The sequence below is a fragment of the Nocardia nepalensis genome (genome assembly GCF_048910785.1).
In the GTDB taxonomy this organism is placed as follows: Bacteria; Actinomycetota; Actinomycetes; order Mycobacteriales; family Mycobacteriaceae; genus Nocardia; species Nocardia nepalensis.
This window is the reverse complement of the sequence record NZ_JBKBET010000020.1, coordinates 1,079,599-1,098,705: the sequence shown is the minus strand read 5'-3', so window position 1 is coordinate 1,098,705 and position 19,107 is coordinate 1,079,599. Positions and strand designations below refer to the sequence as shown.

Here is a 19,107-nt window from a genome sequence, read left to right as displayed (position 1 = left end):
TTAGATCAACGTCGGCACCCGGATTCCTTGCCAGGCAATACGCTTGGCCTGATCTGGATCATTCTCCAGCCGGGTGATCTCATCGATGATCAGCGTGGTGCGCCGGTCTTCGGTATAGGCGGGCCACGAGGGGAGTGGTCGCCCGGTCCGCGCGAATGCGAGCCAATTGTCCTGGAACTGCCGCGTCACCGACAGCAGGCCACGCCGCCCGCCGACTGCGGTGAAGGCCCGGCCGATCGGCGAATTGGCGGCACCGAAGACCGGGATCAGCTCCGTGGCATGGGTCGCGCCAACCCCCGCGAGACGCAGTGCGCGCGGAGCGAAGTCGTAACGGTAGGCATAGGTCGGTGCGTAGCGGCTGTGACCCGCCGCCACGGTGACCGACGGCCGCCAGAACACATAGTCACCACCGGCACGAACGGCGACCTTCGCATCCGGATATCCGGGATAGGCCGCGATGACTCGGGATTCGAGTTCCGCACCACCGTCTCGGGTCAGCAGGGCATGCAGGCGTCCCGGGGTGGTCGGCAGCTCATCGCCGAACTTCGCGAACAATGTGCCCTCGTCGCGATTGGTGCCGATGATGAGCGGAACCTGGTGTGCGGCACCGCTGGTGATCGCATCGATCGGGGACTGTCGCAGATATTCGCCATCCACGACCGGCGCGATCGGGAAGAGTCCGGGGCGCTCCCGCAGCACCTTATCGCTGGTCTTGTCGACCGCGCGCCGAATGTCATTGGCACCGGCGGTGATCAGTGCCTTGGCCGCGTTATCGGGCGTGGCGCCGAGCGCGTCGATACATCGGCGGGCGAAAGCGCGACCGTCCTCGGCGCTCATACCCCAATCAGCGGGCGGGCTCTGTGCGATCCCGCGATGGAACAGCCCCTTCGCCGCGGGCGTGGCCAGCAGCGCGAGCACCGCATGTGCGCCAGCCGATTCACCGAAGATGGTGACATTGCCCGGATCTCCGCCGAACGCGGCGATATTGCGCTGCACCCACTCCAATGCCGCGACCTGATCGCGCAGCCCCAGATTCGCGTCGAAAGGCCGCTCGGGCGTGCTGAATTCACCGAAATCGACATAGCCGAACGCGCCGAGTCGGTAGTTCAGCGACACGACTATCACATCGCCGCCGACCACCAGCCGCGCACCGGAATACAGACCGAGCGCCGAGGTACCGATCAGATACCCGCCGCCGTGGATGAACACCAGCACCGGACGGGGTGTGGACGATGGTTCGATCGGCGCGACGACATTCAGTGTCAGGGCGTCTTCACTTGTCGGCTGGTAGCGCCGGGGACCGATCCGCGCACCGGTGCGATGTTGCATCGCGGCGAACCCGAAGGCGGTCGCCTCGCGGACACCGGTCCACGGCACCACCGGCTGCGGCGCTCGAAATCGCAGGTCGCCCACCGGTGCGGCGGCATAGGGCAGGGAACGCCAGCGCAGCACGCGGCGGCCGCGGTAACCGCGGACAACTCCGTCGGCGGTCGTGATATCGGACATCTTTCCGATGGTAACTACGAGCGGCGGGCCTCCAACAGACGCAACCAGAGCTCACTCACCGTCGGGTAGGCCGGCACTGCGTGCCACAATGTGTCAAGCGGCACCCTGCCGACCACCGCGACGGTCGCCGCATGGAGCAGCTCACCGACCTCCGGACCGACGAAAGTCGCTCCGAGCAGTGTGTCGGTCGCGGTATCGATGACGATCTTCGCCCGCCCCGAGTAGTCATCGCGAGCGAGCGCCGATCCGGCGACCGCGATATCGAGCTCCACGGTTTCGACCGCATAGCCCGCTTTACGCGCCGCCTCCTCGGTGCGCCCGACCGAGGCCACCTCCGGTGCGGTGAACACCACCTGCGGCACCTGCCCATGATCGGACGTCGCGGCGTAGCGCGCACCCGACAGCGCGCGCCCCTCGGCCCTGGCCGCGATGACATCACCGCACACCCTGGCCTGGTATTTGCCCATATGGGTCAGCTCGGCACGATGATTCACATCCCCGACCGCGTACAGCCAGTCGCCGTCGATGCCGCGGACCGTCAGCCGGTCGTCCACCTCGACATAGCCGTCCGCGAGCCCGACCGCGCCCACGCCGAGTTCCGCCGTGGCCGGTCCGCGCCCCGCGGCGACCACGATCTCGTCGGCCTCGATCTGGCCCGCACCAACCTGAATGGTGACGGTCCCGCCGTGGATCCACCCCTCGCCGGTGTCCTTCGCCTCGGCGCGTTCCACCCGCGTGGGTTGCGTGCCGAATCGAATCCGCACACCGGCATCGGACAGCGCCGCGGCCACCCGTTCCCCTGCGAATGGTTCGGACTTGCCGAGCAGTGCGTGACCGCGCACCAGCATGGTGATCTCGTCGGCCCCGAGCGCGGCGAGCCAGGTGGCCGCCTCGCAGGCGACCACACCGCCGCCGATGATCACCACTCGGCGTGGCACCTCGTGCAGATTGGTGGCATCACGGGAAGTCCACGGCAGCGCATCGCGCAGGCCGGGGACATCGGGAACCGCCGCCTTGGTCCCGGTTGCCAGCACCACCGCGTGCCGGGCGCGCAGCACTCGTCCGTCGACCTCGACCAGTCGCTCGCCCGCGAGCCGCCCGGTCCCGCGGACCACATCGATGCCGTTGTTCGCGGCCCAGTCGACCTGCGGGCCGTCATCGTGCTTGTGCGTGAAGGCATCACGTCGCTTCAGCACCGCGTCGACATCGAGTCCGCTCGCGGAGATCCCGGCCATGGCCTTCGCGCCGGACAACACGTGCGCGGGTCGCAGCAGCGCCTTGCTCGGCATACACGCCCAATACGAACATTCACCGCCGATCAGTTCCCGCTCCACGATCGCGGCGGTGCGCTCACTACCCGCGATGGCGTAGGCCGCGGCGTTTTCGCCAGCAGGCCCACCGCCGATCACGATGACGTCGTAGTCGGCAGCGGAATCCGTGGTCACTGCAGGTAGCCCTCGACCTGGCGGGCCGTATTCTCCTGCGCGTCCTCGGGCGCGACACCGGCCTCGATCCGCGCCCTGCGCTGCCGCAGCAGATCCCAGGCCTGATCGAGCATCACTTCGAGTTCGGCGAGCTGCTGCCGCTCGGTCACCGGATCGACCGCACCGGCCGTCGCCCTTGACCGCAAAGCATGCTCGCGGTCGACCAAATTCTTGATGCGCGCCAGGATGTCCTGTTCGGTCATGGGGACCATGCTACGACCGCGCCGGCGATCCGAACGGTTGGTGCGATCCGGCATCGGCCGCCGGCACATCGATACCTTGCTGCAGCGCGGCCACGATGCTGTCCAGGATTTCGTACAGCGCCGCGATCGAATGGTCGGCGCCGAGCATCCAGCTGTCGAGGCCGACGCCGAAGGCGGCGAAACAGGTGGCGGCCACGAGTTGGGGGCGTAAATCGGAGTCGGGCAGGCCGGACCGCTCGGCGAGTAGCTGGGCGAGGGCATGTCTGCGGCCCATGGCCCCGGTGAAATTCTCCTGGCGCAGTTCGGGATTGGTGACCAGCAGGTGACGGGCGCGGCGGGCGGTATCGGCCTGATGGCGGCGCAGCGCCGCCTCGGATTCGTCGAGCAGTAGCTGCTGGATCGCCGAACGCGTTGCGGTGAGCGCGGATTCGGTGACCGGTCGGCGCTCGAGTGCCGAAAGCAGTTGTGTCATCAGATCTTCCTCGTGCGCGAACACCACGGCCATCTTGGAGGGGAAGTGACGGTGGAAGGTGCGCCGCGAAACCTGCACGGCATCGGCGATCTGCTGCACGGTGGTCTGCTCGAAACCCTGCCGCTCGAACAGGCACAGCGCGGTCTCGATCAGCTCCCGGCGCACTCGGGCCTTTTCCTTCTCGCGCAGACCGCTCTGCTCCATCGAGCCTCCCGAAGATATCTGTCTCAAAGTGACACTTTCGAGCTTAGTCTGGTTAAAGTGTCTCATTGAGACAGCAACTCCCAGCGAGAGGAAGTGTCGATGCGTCGCACACTGATCACCCTGGCCACAGCGGCCATCCTGGCCGGCCCCTTGGTCGCGACCGTCCAGGCGGATCCGGCCGGACCGGCGCCGGGAACGGTGGTGCGCGACGAGGCGCTGCCATCGGACCTGTGGCTCGCGGGCGCCGGATCCGCGCGGCGACTCACCTACTGGACCCGCGACTCCGACGACCACCCCGCCCAATCGACCGGCGCGATCTTCCTGCCAGCGGGTACACCGCCGCCTGGCGGCTGGCCGGTGCTGTCATGGGAACACGGGACCGTCGGCGTCGGCGACGATTGTGCCCCGTCGACGGCGGGCCGCTCCGAACGCGACAAGAACTATCTGGCCACCTGGCTGCGGCAGGGCTATGCCGTCGTGGCCACCGATTACATCGGCCTGGGCACACCCGGAGTGCATGCCTATCTCGATGGTCGCGCCGAGGCGCATGCCGCGATCGATATGGTGCGCGCCGCCCGCGCCGTCGACGACTCGCTTTCGTCGAAATGGGTGGCCATCGGTCAGTCCCAGGGCGGCGGGGCGGCGGTGTTCACCGCGTCGCTGGCCACGAAATATGGTCCGGAGCTCGACTACCGCGGTGCGGTCGCCACCGGACCCGCTTCGAATATCGTCGACGCGTCCGCGTTGGTCGGCCCGGCGACACCGACGATCCAGTCGTCGCACCTGACCGCCTACGCGACATATGTGATGAACGGGTTGAAGGCGGCCCGCCCGGACTTCGACCTGGACGGCTACCTCACCCCCGTCGGCAAGGAATTGGTCGACGCGGCCAAGACGCTGTGCTTCACACCCCTGGCCCAGCGCGCCGAGGGCGTCACCCTGAATCAGCTGTTCTCCCGGCCACTTTCGGAGGGTGACTTCGCCGCGACCGCACATCCGATAATGGATGTGCCGATGAGCGGATACGACCGCCCGCTGTTCATCGGCCAGGGCACCAATGACACCGATGTGCCCGCGCCGTTGACCGCGAAGCTGGTCGCCGACCTGCAGGCCAATGGCGTCCGGCCCGAGGTCCACATCTATCCCGGCCTGGATCACAGCGCGACCGTCGCGGGTTCGCTACCGGACAGCGTGCCGTTCGTCGCCCGACTGTTCGGCTGAACCTGAGACCGCAGGCATTCTCCGGCAATCGGAATGGCGGTGGTCAGCTCGTTCCAGCTCAGTGCGGTGTAGCCGAGTGCGATTCCGAACGTGTGCGGACCAGCTGCCGTGGCGAGTGGATGTTGTTGTGCCGCAAGGTGGTGGCGCGACAGCCCGTCGAGCTCCACACCGCGCGCACGACCCATGGCCACGGCACGCTGTTCGGCCTCGGCCGAATCCAGGGGCACCACCACGTGGGAACCGGCATCGTCGCCGATTATTTCGAGTCCGCGGCGGCGTAGTTCGTTTACGACCAGGGCTCGGCGCGGGGGCACCGCGCGGCGCAGTCGGCGCAGGTGTCGCGCGAGATCGCCGTGGCGGGCGAATTCGACGAGCACTTGTTGGCCGGCGGGGCTCGGGCCCGTGCCGGTTCGTTCGCGGTGCGCGACAACGGCTTCGGTGATATCCGGGGCGGCGACGAGCCAGCCGATGCCCAAGGTCGGCGAGAGGATCTTGCTCGTAGTGCCGAGATGGACGACGACGTCCGGGGCCATTGCGGCCAGCAGCGGCAAAGGGGCGGTGTCGTAGCGCAATTCGCCGTCGTAGTCGTCCTCGATTATGAGTACGCCCGCACGCCTGGCGAATTCGACGAGTTGTACGCGACGTGCCGCCTGCATGCGGGTGCCGAGTGGAAATTGATGTGCCGGAGTGCAATACACGGCCTTGATGCCGTCCGGCAGTCGGTCGACTCGCAGACCATCGGCATCGATCGGCACCGGGACCACCCGGACACCCGCCGCGAGGAATGCGCCCGCTGCGCGCCCGTAGCCGGGATCCTCCATGGCGACGGTGTCGCCGGGGTGCAGTAGTGCGGCCGCGAATTCGCCTACGGCGGAACTGGTTCCGGCCGTCGCGAGCACCACGGTCTTGCTGCCCGCGCCGAGACCGCGGTGGCGCAGCAGGTGTTCGGCGACCGCCGCGCGGTAGTCCGGTTCGCCGCCGCGGTCCTTGCGGATGATGGGGGAGTGGTCGGCGGCCGCGCGCCAGGCGCGTCGCCATGCCGCCTGATCGATCGCTTCGATGCACGGTGCGCCCGGGCCGAGGTCGAGCAGTTCCGGCGGGTGCTCGGCAGTAGCGCGCTGGCTCGGTCGGGCGGGCGCTTCGGTGGGGGCGGTCGTCAGGTAGGTGCCCGAACCGCGGCGGCTCGCGATCCAGCCCTCCGCATGCAATTGGTCGTAGGCCGCGGCGACCACCGTGCGGCTCACGCCGAGGCGCTGGGCAAGCGAGCGCGAGGAGGGCAGCCGGTCATCCGCGCGCAGCAGGCCGGAGCTCGCCGCGGCCCGCAGACCCTGCGCGACTTGCACTGATAATGGCTGGTCAGCGTCGCGGTCGAGAATCAGCGGAAGTTCGTCCAGCATCGCCCACCTCCCGGAATTGGACTGTTCGAATTTTCATGAATTGGCTATTTCAGAATGCCACTTCCACGTCCACGCTAGAAGGTATGACGAAGTCGATCAGCACTCGGCCGCCGCTTTCGCCGACCCCGCGCACCACCCTGACCCGCTCCAAGGAGCGCGGCCGGACCGACCGAGCCGAACTCGACGCTGTTCTCGACGCCGGACTGGTCTGCCACCTCGGCGTGCTGCTCGACGGCAGCCCGGTGGTGCTCCCGACCGTATACGGCCGCGACGGCGACACGCTCTACCTGCACGGCTCGACCGGCGCCGGAAACCTGCGCGCGGCGCTGACCGGTGACATCTCCATCGCCGTCACCCTGGTCGACGGCATCGTCTACGCCCGCTCGGCCATGCACTTCTCGGCCAACTTCCGCTCAGCGGTGGTGCGCGGCCGTGCCGTCGAACTCACCGACGATGATGCGCGCATGCACGCGCTGCGAGTGATCGTCGAACACTCCGCACCGGGGTCCTGGGATCGGGTGCGATCGCCCAACAAGAAGGAATTGGCCGCCACAATGGTGCTCGCCCTCGACCTGACCGAGGCCTCGGTCAAGGTCCGGACCGGCGGTCCGAAGGACGATGCCGCGGACATCGAAACCGGCGGCGTGTGGGCAGGAGTTCTGCCCATGCGCCAGACCTGGGACGCCCCGATCTCCTCAGATGATCTGGAACCCGGCATCGAGGTGCCGCAGGATGTACTCGATCGACTCGACATCGCCGCGGTCACCACATCGTGATCGCTCCGATCACACCGGGGCACGCACGGTGCGACTCGCAGCGGTAGCTCACATACCGGGGTATTCCGCGTGGATGTCGCCGTCGAACAGTCTCCAGAAGAAGGCGTTCATCTTCGCGGCGGCAGGTGCGTGCCGGGTCATGATCGCGGCGACCACCGGTGGCACGTCATCTGGGATGCGTCCGGCGGCGCACTGGAGTACGTACTCGTTACGGGCGCGATACCGTCCAGCGGGTACCCCGCAGACATCGGTCACCAGCCAGTTGACCAGTCGCATGGCGGCGTAGCCAGCGTCGTAAGTGGCGTGTTGTTCAGTGAAGTCGCGCTCAGCGGCTGAAAGGTCGAACTTCGGCGATGTGGCCAGCCCGAAGTCGCTGAGATAGATCCGCTCCATGTCGGTGCGCATGTTGCCGAGGTGCCCGTCCATGTGCAGCAACTCCCGATCCCGCAGAAACGTCACGATCTCTGAAAGCTGCCGCTCGACGGTGGCGGCCTTACCGGCTGGGTTCTCTCGCAGCCAGTCCGCTATCGGGTGTGGGATGTATTCGCAGAACAGCACCAGGCTGCACTGTGCGGCGGCGAGCGCTTCGAGGCGGGCCCGCACGGCCGGGCTGCCGCCCTGGGCGGTGACCACGGTGTCGATTTCGGCGTGTTCGGCTGCGACCGGCGGCCGGCCGGGTAGCACCCGCCAGTGGTAGAGGATCGGGAACGATTGTGTCTCGCCGGCCAGCACGGCGTCGGTGACGATGATGTTGGCGGCCAGCTCTCGCCAGGCGTTGAAACTTGGGCCGCCGATACCGTACTGGCAAAACATCGGCAGGTCGAACAGGTTCGCTGTGGAGCCCGAGTTCGCGACCTCCCGGTCGGTCAGTGGGATCCGCTTGGTGAACACCGGCACGCTGTCGACGTCGATAAGCGCCGCACCACCACCCACACCCACGCTTATGACTCGACCGGTGCCTACTAGCTCGGCTAGCTCGAAATCGCTGCAGGACGCCAGGAATGCCGAGATTCTTTGGTGGCGGGCAGTTCTGGCCGCTGTCATCGCACGATTGTGTCACCGGCCGGGCTCGCCACCTGACTCTACGAGAGCACCGCCATCAGCTGCTGCGAGTCACAACGCTCGGCGAGCAGCCGGAGTGGGAAGCGCAGCAATCTATCTGGACGGGGCACTCGCTGAGAATGCGGACGGTGTTTCACCACATGGTGATTGGTAGGCAGAGGGCGGTGGTGGTTTTGTGGAGCAGGGTGCGGAGGGTTTCGGGGGTGGCGAGGCGGTCGGGGTCGAGGCTGACGATCGCGAGGGTGTAGGTGTCGGCGATGCGGCAGAGGTAGCCCGATAGGCGGGTGCGGGGAAGGTGGTCCGCGGTGAGGCCGGGGTGGATGGCGCGGGCGGCGACGCCGGTGCAGCGGTGCGGGCCCAGGGTGCGCAGGGAGTCGGGGAGGGTTCCGATGTTGGAGCACAGGATGTCTCGCTCACCCGCGCCCTTGGACAGTGCGTAGGCCCAGCGGTCCGGAATCACCTGCAGCAGTTCCTCCGGCATCCCGCCGGGGCTGGACATGCGGCGCTCGTAGGCTATTCGGGATTTCTCGCGGATCGTCGCCGCAGTATCCCCGCGATCGATACTGATCTCGGTCATCGCGAGATCGTTATCGACGCGCGGCTCCTCGCGGGTATCGATCGGAAGACTGGCATCGATGGTCTTCCCGGGAAATCCACTGGCCCACAGCATCTTCGCGATCAACGCGATGAAAAGGCTATTGGCCGTGCCACCCTGCGCCGCAGCAGCCGACTCCCAGTCGGCCGCCGAACATTGCACTATCACGCTGTGCGTCGGCACGGCCTCCCGCAAGGTGTGTTCGCGGACCGATACCGCGCGGGCGGGGCGTTCCGGGATCCCACGACGCAGCGCGCGAAAAGTGCCGCGCACGACGATCGACCACTGCCGCCACGCATCGGACCAATCCGATTCCGGAGCGCGGACCTCGGCGTTGGTAGTCGCCATCGCTTCGCGCGCACTCGACCTGACCCGCGCGCTTCCAGCCGTTGGCGCGATACTCGGGTGATCTGGTTCTGGCGCAGTGGATTTCGCGATCGAATCCGCGCTCCGCGCCGTCGATGCGGTCGAGCTCGTGCCACCAAGCGCTTCGTCCACCGCGAGCACGAGCGCCCTGCCGTCGGCGAGCGCATGCGAACAGGTCAGCGACACAATCGATCCGCCATCGTCCAACGCGGCGGCGGCTAATCGCCAGCCCGGACCGTATTCGGGATCGAGGTCCGCGCCCTGCTGATCGGCCCACGTGAGCAGATCCTCGTGAGCGATCGCGCCTTCGGTGAGCGCGAGTGGATACGCGCGGCTGTTCGGTCGCCAACTGCGGCGCGCGCCCGGTACCCGCGCCCGAATCACCCTGCGCCCCAAGGGACCACCCCGCAGCGCCGTGTGCACCCGCCACAGCAACTCCGGGTCGACGCGATCAGCGGTGCGCCACAGCCCCTGTAGCGCGATCGGGGTGCCGAGCCCGCGATGGGTGCGCAGGAAGATCTCGTCGACGACGCTCAGCCGACCCGTCACCGTCGGGCTCGCCCCTCAGCTGCGCGCGCCGTGGCGACCCGCACCGGCCGCGAATCGCTGGGCACCATCCAGAGCCCCGTCGGCGAGGGCGCTCAAACCGTGCCGATATTCGTTGCGCAGGGCCGTCTCCTCGTCCATGCCGTCCTGTTCCAGCAGCGACATCCGGTCCGAGCGCAGGCAGGTCTGCGGCAGTGCGGCGAGTTCGGCGGCGAGTTGTTCGGCGGCGCTTCGTGATTCGCCATACGGCACCACGCGATTCACCAGCCCGATCTGCAGTGCCTCCGTCGCTGAGACGGCACGGCCGGTGAGTACCAGGTCCATGGCACGCCCCGTCCCGATAATGCGGGGCAACCGAATGGTGCCGCCGTCGATCAGCGGCACACCCCAGCGGCGGCAGAATACGCCGAAAGTGCTGTCCTGCTCGGCAACTCGCATATCGCACCACAGCGCCAGCTCGAGCCCGCCCGCGACCGCATATCCGGAGACCGCGGCGATCACCGGCTTGGACAGCCGCATTCGGGTCGGTCCCATCGGACCGTCGCCGTCCTCGGTGACGTGATTGGAGCGCTCGGTGCCCAGCGCCTTCAGGTCCGCGCCCGCGCAGAAGGTGCCGCCATCGCCCCACAGCACGGCGACCGCGGCGGTCGGGTCGGCATCGAATTCGCGGAAGGCGTCGGCGAGGGCCGCGGCGGTCGGGCCGTCGACGGCGTTGCGTGCCTCGGGACGATGCAGGATCACGGTGGTCACGGGTCCGTTGCGTTCGATTCGCACACTCACGAGCTTGACCATACGCCGTCATACTTGCCCTTGTGTCAAGAAATGAATTTGTGGTTCACTTCTTGTATGGCCTACCGCAGAACCCCCGCTGTCCAGGCCCGCCTGGATGCCCAGGCGGGGCTGATCGTGCAGGCCGCGACCAAGGTCTTGTCCCGCGAGGGCTATGCCGGGCTGTCCATGGCGGCGGTGGCCGCCGAGGCCGGATTGGCCACCGGAACGGTCTACAAGAACTTCAGCGGCAAGGCCGACCTGGTGAGCGCGGTATTCCGGAAGGTGGTCGCGCACGAGGTGACGGCGGTGGCGACCGCCGCCGCATCCGGAACCGCCGTCGAGCGGGTGACCGCGGCGGTGGAGACCTTCGCCGGCCGGGCCTTGAAGAATCCGAGACTCGCCTACGTCCTACTCGTCGAACCCGTCGATACCGTGGTCGACACCGAGCGCCTGCACTTCCGCCGCGCCTTCGCCGAGGCCTTCGAATCCGCTGTGGCGGACGGGGTTTCGCGGGGCGAGCTGCCCGCGCAGGATGCCAGGACCAGCGCGGCCGCGCTCGTCGGCGCCATCGGCGAGGTGCTGGTCGGCCCGCTGGCCGACGCACCGCACAGCGAATCCGTTGTGCCAGAACTCATCAGTTTCGCGTTACGCGCGCTGGGTGTGCGCGATGAATCCCGCTCAGGAGTGTCCGATGCCGACGCATGAAGTCTTCAACCAGGTTCCGAATATCGTGCCCTTCGATGTCTCGAAGAACCCGGCCCTGCTCGAGGGACTGCACCGGGAAGGCGCGGGCTGGGCCGAGGCGGAAGTGCGCGAACTCGGCACGCTCGCAGGCGGATTCGAGGCGCAGGAGTGGGGCCGCCTGGCCAACGAATACCCGCCCGTTCTGCACACCCACGACCGCTACGGCAATCGCATCGATGAGGTCGAGTTCCACCCGTACTGGCACGAACTCATGAAAGTCGCTGTGGCGCACGGCCTGCACGGCTCGCCGTGGCTCGATGACCGGCCGGGCACCCACGTCGCCCGGGCTGCCAAGTTCTACACCTGGGGCGTGGCCGACGCCGGACATATGTGCCCGATCTCGATGACCTACGCCGTGGTCCCCGCGCTGCGCCACAATAAGGAACTCGCCGCCAAGTACGAACCGCTACTCGGTTCCCGCACATACGATTTCGGCCTGCGCGAACCGTCCACCAAGGCCGGTTTGATCGCGGGCATGTCGATGACCGAGAAGCAGGGCGGCTCCGACGTCCGCGCCAACACCACCACCGCGACACCGCAACCCGATGGCAGCTACCGCATCGTCGGCCACAAGTGGTTCACCTCGGCGCCCATGTCGGACATGTTCCTCACACTGGCCCAGGCCCCCGGCGGCCTGTCCTGTTTCCTGCTGCCGCGCGTACTCCCGGACGACACCCGCAATCCCATTCGGATCCAACGGCTCAAGGACAAGCTGGGCAATAAGTCCAATGCCTCCTCGGAGATCGAATACGAGAACGCCACCGGCTGGCTGGTCGGCGCGGAGGGCGCCGGCGTCAAGACCATCATCGAAATGGTCAATATGACCCGCCTGGACTGCGTCATCGGCTCCGCGACCGGTATGCGCGTCGGCGCCGTCTATGCCGCCCACCACGCGCGCTACCGAGAAGCGTTCGGGGCCAAGCTGATCGACCAACCGGCAATGCGCAATGTATTGGCCGACCTGGTCATCGAATCCGATGCCGCGACGACTGTCATGATGCGTCTGGCGGGTGCCACCGATCGCGCGAGCACCGACCCCGCCGAGGCCGCGCTGCGTCGAATTGCCTTGGCGGTCACCAAGTATTGGGTCTGCAAGCGCGCCCCCTCGCATGCGGCCGAAGCCCTGGAATGCTTCGGCGGCAACGGTTATGCCGAGGAATCCGGCATGCCGCGCCTCTATCGCGAGGCCCCGCTCATGTCCATCTGGGAAGGCTCCGGCAATGTGGCGGCGCTGGATGCCCTGCGCGCCATGGGCCGCCAACCCGAAACCGTGGAGGCCTTCTTCAACGAAGTCTCCCTCGCCACCGGCGCCGACCCCCGCCTCGACGACGCCATCGCCCGCCTCGGCAAGGAACTCTCCGACCTCGACGAAATCGAATACCGAGCCCGCCGCGTCGTCGAACTCATGGCCCTCGTCCTCCAGGGCGCGCAACTGGTCCGCCACGGCCACCCCGCCATAGCCGACGCCTTCTGCGCCACCCGCCTCGGCGACGACTGGGGCATCGCCTTCGGCACCCTCCCCACCGGCGTCGACACCACCGCCATCATCGACCGCGCCCTGGTCTAACCGGCCGCTCCAGCACCCCGCCGAGCGTAGTCATATGGCGGCACGTGCGACGACCATTCGACTACGCCCGACGGAGCTTCTCGGCCCCGAGGCTTCGGCCAGCTTTCGGCGTCAGCGGGCGAGGGCGTCGGGCTGGCCGCGCCATTGCCGGGGCGACAGACCATGGTTGCGCCGGAACAAGCGGGTGAAGTATCCGGCATCGGGAACGCCGACGCGGCGGGCGATCTCGCCGACCTGCAGATCGGTATCGGCCAGCAGTCGGCGGGCCTCGGTCATCCGTCGTTCGGTGATCCACGCCTGCACGGTGCGCCCGGTGCGGCGGCGCACCACGGTCGTCAGATGTCCCGGCGTCATGCCCACCGCGTCCGCCACATCACGCAGGGACAAAGGTGCTGTGTGCCGCTGGTCGATGACGTCGAACACCTCGGCGAGCAGCGGTTCACCGCTGCGCCGCAGATCACCGACCACATCGGCCGCCATTCGCGCGAGATCTATGAGCAGCAGCGTCAGGTGTGCCGTCGTCGCCTCGCGGTACCCCTTCTGCCGCTGCGTCAGTTCGGTGTCGATCGCCGCGATCGAGCTGTCCCACGACGGTCTTCGCGAAGCAGGTACGGCCAACTGCAGCACTCCGCCCGAATGTTGGTGCAAGAAGGGAAATAACAGCGGATGCGCGCGCCAAGCTGGCCATGGCGTCCGTCCGGCATCGCCGAGCGCCGCGGGATCGAAGAACACTCCCACGGCGCCGTCGAACTCACCCATCGTGGCGGACTTGATCACCTGGCCCGCTGCGACCACGTACACCACGCCGGCAGGCGGGACATACAGCAGCACCGGAAATTCGTGAATATGCGGACTGCCCGCGCCGGGGGTGTGCTGTGCGTCGAATCGCAGCAGTGATACCGGCGGTGTGACCTGGTCGGTCCGATAGTCGTACACCGGAACGCCGTGGCGGTGCCTGATCACGCGGGTGGCCTCGGTCATGACACCGAAAATAGTCCTAATTCTGCCGACAATCACCTAATTCTGCTGCTGTATCTGCGGGCACCATGGGATTCATGACCAAAGATCATCCACATTCCGTTGTCCACGCGATGGGTAATCGGCACGACTACCTGCCCGCGGCCGGCCGTGACGCGCTGCTGCCCGGCTACGATCTGCTCACCCGACTGCTCGGCATGTACAAACTCCACGAAACACTTGTCGCGCAGGCCGAACTCGCACCTGGTCATCGCGTCCTGGAAATCGGTTGCGGCACCGGAAATCTCACGATTCGTGCCAAACGCACCCAGCCCGCCGCGGAGGTTATCGGCTCCGATCCCGATCCGCTGGCACTCGCACGTGCCGAGCGAAAGGCGCACGGCCTGAACGGAATCCGTTTCGAACGTGCCTATGCTCAGGACCTGCCCTATCCGGACGGGGAATTCGACAGGTTGCTGTCGGCGATGATGCTGCACCATCTCGACACCGACATCAAAACCGCCGCACTGGCCGAGGCCCTGCGCGTGCTGCGCCCCGGCGGCAGCCTGCACATTGTCGACGTCGGTGGCGAGATAACCCCGGACGACGGCCTGATGGGACGGTTCATGATGCACAACCACCACGCCGCCGACAACCTCGGCGACGGCATCCCCCGACTTCTGCGCACTGTCGGCTTCGACTGCGACGTGGTCGCCTCGCAGCGCCACCGTCGCCTGGGCCGCGTCACCTTCTATCGCGGGACCCGCCCGGTCTAACCGCCGACGTGCCGCAGCACCCGCTCGACGAGCGCGGTATCGCAGTGCTCGATCACCTCGGTGAGCCGACCGTCCGCGACCCGGAAGATGAAGCAGTAGGTCTGCTCGTACGGCTCACCATCGGTGGTCATGCCATGGCCGCGCACCTGGGCCACGACGCGGTCGTCTTCGGCGATGATGAAGTCGGCCGCGCTGCGGTATTCGGTGAACTGGGCCATCAGGGGCCGCAGGAGTTCGTTCAGCACAACGGTTTTCGGTTCCCAAGTGCGCGACCACGACCAGTTTCCCGGGAAGATCCAGCGGAAGTCATCGGCCATGGCCTCGGCCATCGCCCGGGTATTGCCTCGGGACATCTGGTCGAAGATCTGCTCGACCAGTTTCCTGTTCTCGGTTGCACTCATGCCTGCGACGCTAGGTAGCGTGCAGGCATGCGACAAGCGAGAGTCTTGCATGGTTGATATGAGTAAATCGCATGGGTGAGTTCACCATCGTCGGATTGCGAGTGGTCCGGGAGGCCGCGAGGTGCGGGTCGTTCTCGACCGCCGCGGAGAACCTGGGCTATACCCAGTCGGCGGTGTCCCGGCAGATCGCACTCATGGAACAGGCCGCGGGCCGCGCATTGTTCGAGCGGCACGCGCGTGGCGTGCAGACGACGGAGGCCGGACGGATCGTCCTGCGCCATGCCGAGACGGTGCTGGGCGGTCTCGGGTCCGCACGGCAGGAACTCGACGACCTCGCCGCGCGCGCGCCCGCCACACTCCGTGTCGGCGCCTTCTCGACCGCCATGGCGGCTCTGGTGCCAAGGGCCATTGCCGCCACCGCACCCCGACTCGCGCGCGTACCACTGCGGGAAGGGACCAGTCCACGACTGCTGTCCGCGCTCGCGCGGGCACGGCTCGACCTCGCGGTAGTGACCGAGACCCGGAACCTGCCCGCGGACACCGAGATCGAGCCACTACTGGAGGACCCACTGCTCATCGCGCTCCCGTCGGACCACGCGCTGGCGAACCGAGTGAGCGTCAGTCCGGCGCAGTTGCGCGGTGCGCGCTGGATCGCGGGCAGCACCGAGCTGAGCAGCACCCTGCTCGGCGCGTGGACCGACGCCACCTGGGAGCCGGAGATCGCATTCGTCGCACGCGATTGGTTCGCCAAACTCGGACTTGTCGCAGCTGGAATGGGTATCACCGTGATCCCCGGAATCGCGGTACCGGTGCTACCGCCGGGCATCGCACTGGTCCGCATCGACCATCCCGCCGCAGTTCGAACCACATCCGTCGTCTACCGCCGCGAGCGCCCGGAGGCCCGGCCCGACCCGAGCGAGCCGGACGACCGGAATGACCGGCGCACCCGACAATCCCCGCGCGATGGCGAGGTCCAGGACAGCCCGGACACCGAGCCGAGACAGATCTTCATCGAGGCCCTACGCGACGCCGCCGCCGACCTCGCAGCCGAGGTTCGGCAGCGACTTCGATAGCCGACTTACATAGCCACACGCGCAAATTCACGGCGGACGGACCCAGCCTGAGTAGGGTAATTTCGATGACACGGACTTCCGTCGAAATGCCGTTGCGCTCGCTCGTCGAGCACCTGCGGATCCGGGCGGCGGGATGCACCCGGCGGTACGTGCTCGGCATCACGGGGCCGCCGGGCGCGGGTAAATCCACGCTGTCCAAGGCCATTCGCGACGAACTGAACAATCGCGCCGGTCGGGCGAGCGCCGAGATCGCGCCGATGGACGGCTTCCACCTACCCAACGCCGTCCTGCGCGCGTCGGACGACCTGGAGCGCAAGGGTGAACCGCACACCTTCGACGTCGCCGCCTTCCTGGAGGCCCTGCGCCGCCTGCGCGATACCCCGATCGGCGAGCCGGTGCCGTGGCCGACCTTCGACCGAGTCATCGAGGAACCGACTCCGGCCGGTGTCATTTTCGATCGGCACGAGATCGCCATCACCGAGGGCAATTACCTGCTGCTCGACCATGGCGCCTGGTCGGGCGTGCGCGACCTGCTCGACGAGGTCTGGTACCTGGACGTGGAACGCGATGTGATCGAACAGCGCCTGCTGCGCCGCCACATCCGCGGTGGCCGCACCCCGGACGCCGCGAAAATCAAGGTGCACGACAGCGATCTACGCAATGCCGAACTGATCGCTGGCACCCGCGACCGCGCCGACCTGGTGCTGCGCCAGCGCGGCGGCCGCTACTACGCCGCCGAGGGCTGATACGCGCGGTCGCGACTCGGCGTCGCCGAATCCCGCTGGGGGTGACATGATCTCGCTCGACGAATTCGTGTCGAAGTATCTGGGAGCAAGCGGATGTGGGAGTACGAATACAGCGCCGAGACCGCGGTCGCACCGGAGGCGCTGTGGCGGTGCTGGTCGGACATGGAGGCCTGGCCGGAATGGAACGACGGCCTGGACGAGATCGAGATAGACGGACCGTTCGAGGTCGGCACCGAGTTCACGATGACGCTGCCCGGCGGCGATACGGTGCGAATGCGTCTGGTGGAGATCGAACCCGGCGAGCTGTTCACCGATGAAATGGACGGCGGCGACTTCACCGTCATCACCGAACACCGCCTGGAGCCCGTGGGCGAGGGGTGGACTCGCGTCGTCTACCGGACCGAGATCGTCGGCGACGCCGCCGATACCATCGGCCCCGAGATCGGCCCGGATATCACCGCCGACTTCCCGGATGTCGTTGCCGCCCTGATCAAGACGGCGCAGGCGCTGGGCTGAGGCGGCCGGTCCGCTCAGCGGTTTTCGCGGTACCAGCCGATCAGGGCGTCGGTGGACGAGTCGCCTTGGGTCTGCGGCTCGTCCGGAGACGCCAGCAAGGGGGCCAGGGCGAGCGCCTGCTGCTTACCCAGCTCGACGCCCCACTGGTCGAAGCTATCGATGCCCCAGATGGTGCCCTCTACGAACACCTGGTGTTCGTAGAGCGCGATCAACTGGCCGACGACCGACGGGGTCAGCTCCGGCGCGAGAATGGTCGTGCTCGGCCGATTCCCCGGCATCACCTTGTGCGGCACCACCTTCGGGTCGGTGCCCTCGGCCGCGATCTCCTCGGCGGTCTTGCCGAACGCCAGCACCTTGGTCTGCGCGAACAGATTGCTCATCAGGATGTCGTGCATGCTGCCGGTGCCGTCGCGGGTCGGCAGATCATCGATGGGACGGGCGAATCCGATGAAATCGGCGGGGATCAGCCGGGTGCCCTGGTGCAGCAGCTGGTAGAACGCGTGCTGGCCGTTGGTTCCCGGTTCGCCCCAGAAGATTTCGCCGGTCGAGGTGGTCACCGGCTTGCCGTCGGCGCGCACCGATTTGCCGTTGGACTCCATGGTCAGCTGCTGCAGATAGGCCGGAAAGCGCGCCAGATCGTTCGAGTAGGGCAGCACCGCACGCGATTCCGCGCCGAAGAAGTTCGAGTACCAGACGCCGAGCAGACCGAGCAGCACCGGCCCGTTCTCGGCCAGCGGCGCGGTCGCGAAATGCCGGTCGACGGCATGCATGCCCGCCAGGAACTCGGCGAAACGCTCCTTGCCGATGGTCGCCATCACCGATAGGCCAATGGCCGAATCCACCGAGTAGCGGCCACCGACCCAGTCCCAGAAGCCGAACATGTTCGCGGTGTCGATGCCGAATTCGGCGACGCGTTCGGCGTTCGTCGAGACCGCGACGAAATGCTTGGCGACGGCGTCCTCGCCGAGCGCGGCGACGAGCCAGCGCCGGGCGGCGGTGGCATTGGTCAGCGTCTCCAGCGTCGAGAACGTCTTGGAGGCAACGATGAACAGCGTCGTCGCCGAGTCGAGTCCGTCGAGCTTCGCGAGCAGATCGGCCGGGTCGACATTCGAGACGAATCGGGCGGCGATCCCGGCATCCGCGTAGTGCCGCAGTGCGCGGTGCACCATGTCCGGACCCAGGTCAGAGCCCCCGATGCCGATATTCACCACGGTCTTGATGCGTTCGCCGGTGGCGCCGCGCCATGCGCCCGAGCGCAACGCGTCGGTGAATTCCCCCATCCGCCGCAGCACATCGCGCACCTCGGGGCCCGCGTCGGCGCCGTCCACGGTGACCGACTCGCCCTCGGGCAGCCGCAGCGCGATATGTTCGACCGCGCGGTCCTCCGAGGTATTGATGTGGTCGCCGCGGAACATCGCGTCGCGCCGCTCGGCCACACCGGCCTCATCCGCCAATTCCACCAACAGATGCAGGGTTTCCCGCGTGACGCGGTGCTTGCTGTAGTCGATGTGCAGGTCGGCGACCTCCACGATCAGCTCGCGGCCGCGGTCGGGATCCTCGGCGAAGAACTCGCGCAGGTGTCGTCCGGCGACGGCGCTGTGGTGCTCGTGCAGTTTCCGCCAGGCCGCCGATGCGGTGATGTCGCTGCTCACGTTCGCCGAGGTTACAAGCACTCGATCGGGAGTGCAGGCAGGGACCGCCAAACTTTCGCCGGTGTTGTCCTG

The 19,107-nt window shown here is 67.3% G+C and carries 19 protein-coding genes; 8 read left to right on the top strand and 11 right to left on the bottom strand.

Going from position 1 to position 19,107, the window contains the following annotated elements:
• From ACHQ4I_RS16290 to ACHQ4I_RS16275, 4 genes are read right to left on the bottom strand one after another with little or no spacing between them, the layout of a single operon-like run.
• Positions 1-1,506 carry a carboxylesterase/lipase family protein gene (locus ACHQ4I_RS16290; RefSeq protein WP_420772545.1) on the bottom strand — a complete coding sequence of 502 codons (1,506 nt, stop codon included), beginning with the start codon at positions 1,504-1,506 and terminating at the stop codon, positions 1-3.
• Positions 1,507-1,520: 14 nt separating this feature from the next.
• On the bottom strand, positions 1,521-2,951 hold the full coding sequence (locus ACHQ4I_RS16285) for a dihydrolipoyl dehydrogenase family protein (protein ID WP_420772544.1): 1,431 nt from the start codon (positions 2,949-2,951) through the stop codon (positions 1,521-1,523).
• A complete protein-coding gene (locus ACHQ4I_RS16280; RefSeq protein WP_420772543.1) occupies positions 2,948-3,193 on the bottom strand; it encodes a DUF2630 family protein in 246 nt (81 codons plus the stop codon). Before ACHQ4I_RS16280 ends, ACHQ4I_RS16285 begins: the two co-directional genes overlap by 4 nt.
• A 10-nt stretch (positions 3,194-3,203) precedes the next feature.
• Positions 3,204-3,869 (bottom strand): TetR/AcrR family transcriptional regulator, encoded by a 666-nt coding sequence (locus ACHQ4I_RS16275; RefSeq protein ID WP_420772542.1) that lies wholly within the window; start codon positions 3,867-3,869, stop codon positions 3,204-3,206.
• A gap of 99 nt (positions 3,870-3,968) precedes the next feature.
• Here ACHQ4I_RS16275 and ACHQ4I_RS16270 point away from each other — a divergent pair, with 99 nt between their 5' ends.
• On the top strand, positions 3,969-5,090 hold the full coding sequence (locus tag ACHQ4I_RS16270) for a lipase family protein (protein ID WP_420772541.1): 1,122 nt from the start codon (positions 3,969-3,971) through the stop codon (positions 5,088-5,090).
• Here ACHQ4I_RS16270 and pdxR read toward each other — a convergent pair.
• Positions 5,024-6,487: a MocR-like pyridoxine biosynthesis transcription factor PdxR gene (gene pdxR / locus ACHQ4I_RS16265; RefSeq protein ID WP_420772540.1), complete on the bottom strand. Its 1,464-nt coding sequence runs from the start codon at positions 6,485-6,487 to the stop codon at positions 5,024-5,026. The genes ACHQ4I_RS16270 and pdxR overlap by 67 nt on opposite strands.
• Before the next feature lie 83 nt (positions 6,488-6,570).
• Between pdxR and ACHQ4I_RS16260 the strand changes: the two genes are divergently transcribed.
• Entirely contained in the window at positions 6,571-7,263 is a 693-nt protein-coding gene (locus ACHQ4I_RS16260) for a pyridoxamine 5'-phosphate oxidase family protein (protein ID WP_420772539.1), read from the top strand.
• Between the two features lie 48 nt (positions 7,264-7,311).
• Here ACHQ4I_RS16260 and ACHQ4I_RS16255 read toward each other — a convergent pair whose 3' ends face one another.
• From ACHQ4I_RS16255 to ACHQ4I_RS16245, 3 genes are all read right to left on the bottom strand, one after another.
• On the bottom strand, positions 7,312-8,202 hold the full coding sequence (locus tag ACHQ4I_RS16255) for a serine/threonine protein phosphatase (RefSeq protein WP_420772538.1): 891 nt from the start codon (positions 8,200-8,202) through the stop codon (positions 7,312-7,314).
• Between the two features lie 256 nt (positions 8,203-8,458).
• Positions 8,459-9,835: a hypothetical protein gene (locus ACHQ4I_RS16250; RefSeq protein ID WP_420772537.1), complete on the bottom strand. Its 1,377-nt coding sequence runs from the start codon at positions 9,833-9,835 to the stop codon at positions 8,459-8,461.
• A 15-nt stretch (positions 9,836-9,850) separates the two neighbouring features.
• Positions 9,851-10,612, bottom strand: a complete 762-nt coding sequence (locus ACHQ4I_RS16245) for a crotonase/enoyl-CoA hydratase family protein (RefSeq protein WP_420772536.1) — start codon at positions 10,610-10,612, stop codon at positions 9,851-9,853.
• Positions 10,613-10,678: 66 nt separating this feature from the next.
• Between ACHQ4I_RS16245 and ACHQ4I_RS16240 the strand changes: the two genes are divergently transcribed.
• Positions 10,679-11,308, top strand: a complete 630-nt coding sequence (locus ACHQ4I_RS16240; RefSeq protein ID WP_420772535.1) for a TetR/AcrR family transcriptional regulator — start codon at positions 10,679-10,681, stop codon at positions 11,306-11,308.
• A complete protein-coding gene (locus ACHQ4I_RS16235; RefSeq protein ID WP_420772534.1) occupies positions 11,295-12,914 on the top strand; it encodes an acyl-CoA dehydrogenase family protein in 1,620 nt (539 codons plus the stop codon). The genes ACHQ4I_RS16240 and ACHQ4I_RS16235 overlap by 14 nt, the downstream gene beginning before the upstream one ends.
• Before the next feature lie 111 nt (positions 12,915-13,025).
• Here ACHQ4I_RS16235 and ACHQ4I_RS16230 read toward each other — a convergent pair whose 3' ends face one another.
• A complete protein-coding gene (locus ACHQ4I_RS16230) occupies positions 13,026-13,895 on the bottom strand; it encodes a helix-turn-helix transcriptional regulator (RefSeq protein WP_420772533.1) in 870 nt (289 codons plus the stop codon).
• A gap of 74 nt (positions 13,896-13,969) precedes the next feature.
• On the opposite strand from ACHQ4I_RS16230, the gene ACHQ4I_RS16225 reads away from it, so the two are divergent.
• Entirely contained in the window at positions 13,970-14,647 is a 678-nt protein-coding gene (locus tag ACHQ4I_RS16225; RefSeq protein WP_420772532.1) for a class I SAM-dependent methyltransferase, read from the top strand.
• Here ACHQ4I_RS16225 and ACHQ4I_RS16220 read toward each other — a convergent pair.
• Positions 14,644-15,048: a nuclear transport factor 2 family protein gene (locus ACHQ4I_RS16220; RefSeq protein ID WP_420772531.1), complete on the bottom strand. Its 405-nt coding sequence runs from the start codon at positions 15,046-15,048 to the stop codon at positions 14,644-14,646. The genes ACHQ4I_RS16225 and ACHQ4I_RS16220 overlap by 4 nt on opposite strands.
• A gap of 71 nt (positions 15,049-15,119) precedes the next feature.
• Here ACHQ4I_RS16220 and ACHQ4I_RS16215 point away from each other — a divergent pair, with 71 nt between their 5' ends.
• The 3 genes from ACHQ4I_RS16215 (at position 15,120) to ACHQ4I_RS16205 (ending at position 17,383) form a co-directional block, all read left to right on the top strand.
• Entirely contained in the window at positions 15,120-16,121 is a 1,002-nt protein-coding gene (locus tag ACHQ4I_RS16215; protein ID WP_420772530.1) for a LysR family transcriptional regulator, read from the top strand.
• Between the two features lie 65 nt (positions 16,122-16,186).
• Positions 16,187-16,867: a nucleoside/nucleotide kinase family protein gene (locus tag ACHQ4I_RS16210; protein ID WP_420772529.1), complete on the top strand. Its 681-nt coding sequence runs from the start codon at positions 16,187-16,189 to the stop codon at positions 16,865-16,867.
• Positions 16,868-16,960: 93 nt separating this feature from the next.
• Entirely contained in the window at positions 16,961-17,383 is a 423-nt protein-coding gene (locus ACHQ4I_RS16205) for an SRPBCC family protein (protein WP_420772528.1), read from the top strand.
• 14 nt (positions 17,384-17,397) lie between these two features.
• Here the strand turns inward: ACHQ4I_RS16205 and pgi are convergent, their stop codons facing one another.
• Positions 17,398-19,035 (bottom strand): glucose-6-phosphate isomerase, encoded by a 1,638-nt coding sequence (pgi, locus tag ACHQ4I_RS16200; RefSeq protein WP_420772527.1) that lies wholly within the window; start codon positions 19,033-19,035, stop codon positions 17,398-17,400.
• Positions 19,036-19,107 lie beyond the last annotated feature (72 nt).

What these genes read in the sequence shown, in the direction of transcription:
- ACHQ4I_RS16290 (WP_420772545.1), bottom strand. Translation starts at nt 1,506, where the DNA reads ATGTCCGATATCACGACCGCCGACGGAGTTGTCCGCGGTTACCGCGGC.
- ACHQ4I_RS16280 (WP_420772543.1), bottom strand. Translation starts at nt 3,193, where the DNA reads ATGACCGAACAGGACATCCTGGCGCGCATCAAGAATTTGGTCGACCGC.
- ACHQ4I_RS16275 (WP_420772542.1), bottom strand. Translation starts at nt 3,869, where the DNA reads ATGGAGCAGAGCGGTCTGCGCGAGAAGGAAAAGGCCCGAGTGCGCCGG.
- ACHQ4I_RS16270 (WP_420772541.1), top strand. Translation starts at nt 3,969, where the DNA reads ATGCGTCGCACACTGATCACCCTGGCCACAGCGGCCATCCTGGCCGGC.
- pdxR (WP_420772540.1), bottom strand. Translation starts at nt 6,487, where the DNA reads ATGCTGGACGAACTTCCGCTGATTCTCGACCGCGACGCTGACCAGCCA.
- ACHQ4I_RS16260 (WP_420772539.1), top strand. Translation starts at nt 6,571, where the DNA reads ATGACGAAGTCGATCAGCACTCGGCCGCCGCTTTCGCCGACCCCGCGC.
- ACHQ4I_RS16240 (WP_420772535.1), top strand. Translation starts at nt 10,679, where the DNA reads ATGGCCTACCGCAGAACCCCCGCTGTCCAGGCCCGCCTGGATGCCCAG.
- ACHQ4I_RS16235 (WP_420772534.1), top strand. Translation starts at nt 11,295, where the DNA reads ATGCCGACGCATGAAGTCTTCAACCAGGTTCCGAATATCGTGCCCTTC.
- ACHQ4I_RS16230 (WP_420772533.1), bottom strand. Translation starts at nt 13,895, where the DNA reads ATGACCGAGGCCACCCGCGTGATCAGGCACCGCCACGGCGTTCCGGTG.
- ACHQ4I_RS16225 (WP_420772532.1), top strand. Translation starts at nt 13,970, where the DNA reads ATGACCAAAGATCATCCACATTCCGTTGTCCACGCGATGGGTAATCGG.
- ACHQ4I_RS16220 (WP_420772531.1), bottom strand. Translation starts at nt 15,048, where the DNA reads ATGAGTGCAACCGAGAACAGGAAACTGGTCGAGCAGATCTTCGACCAG.
- ACHQ4I_RS16215 (WP_420772530.1), top strand. Translation starts at nt 15,120, where the DNA reads ATGGGTGAGTTCACCATCGTCGGATTGCGAGTGGTCCGGGAGGCCGCG.
- ACHQ4I_RS16210 (WP_420772529.1), top strand. Translation starts at nt 16,187, where the DNA reads ATGACACGGACTTCCGTCGAAATGCCGTTGCGCTCGCTCGTCGAGCAC.
- ACHQ4I_RS16205 (WP_420772528.1), top strand. Translation starts at nt 16,961, where the DNA reads ATGTGGGAGTACGAATACAGCGCCGAGACCGCGGTCGCACCGGAGGCG.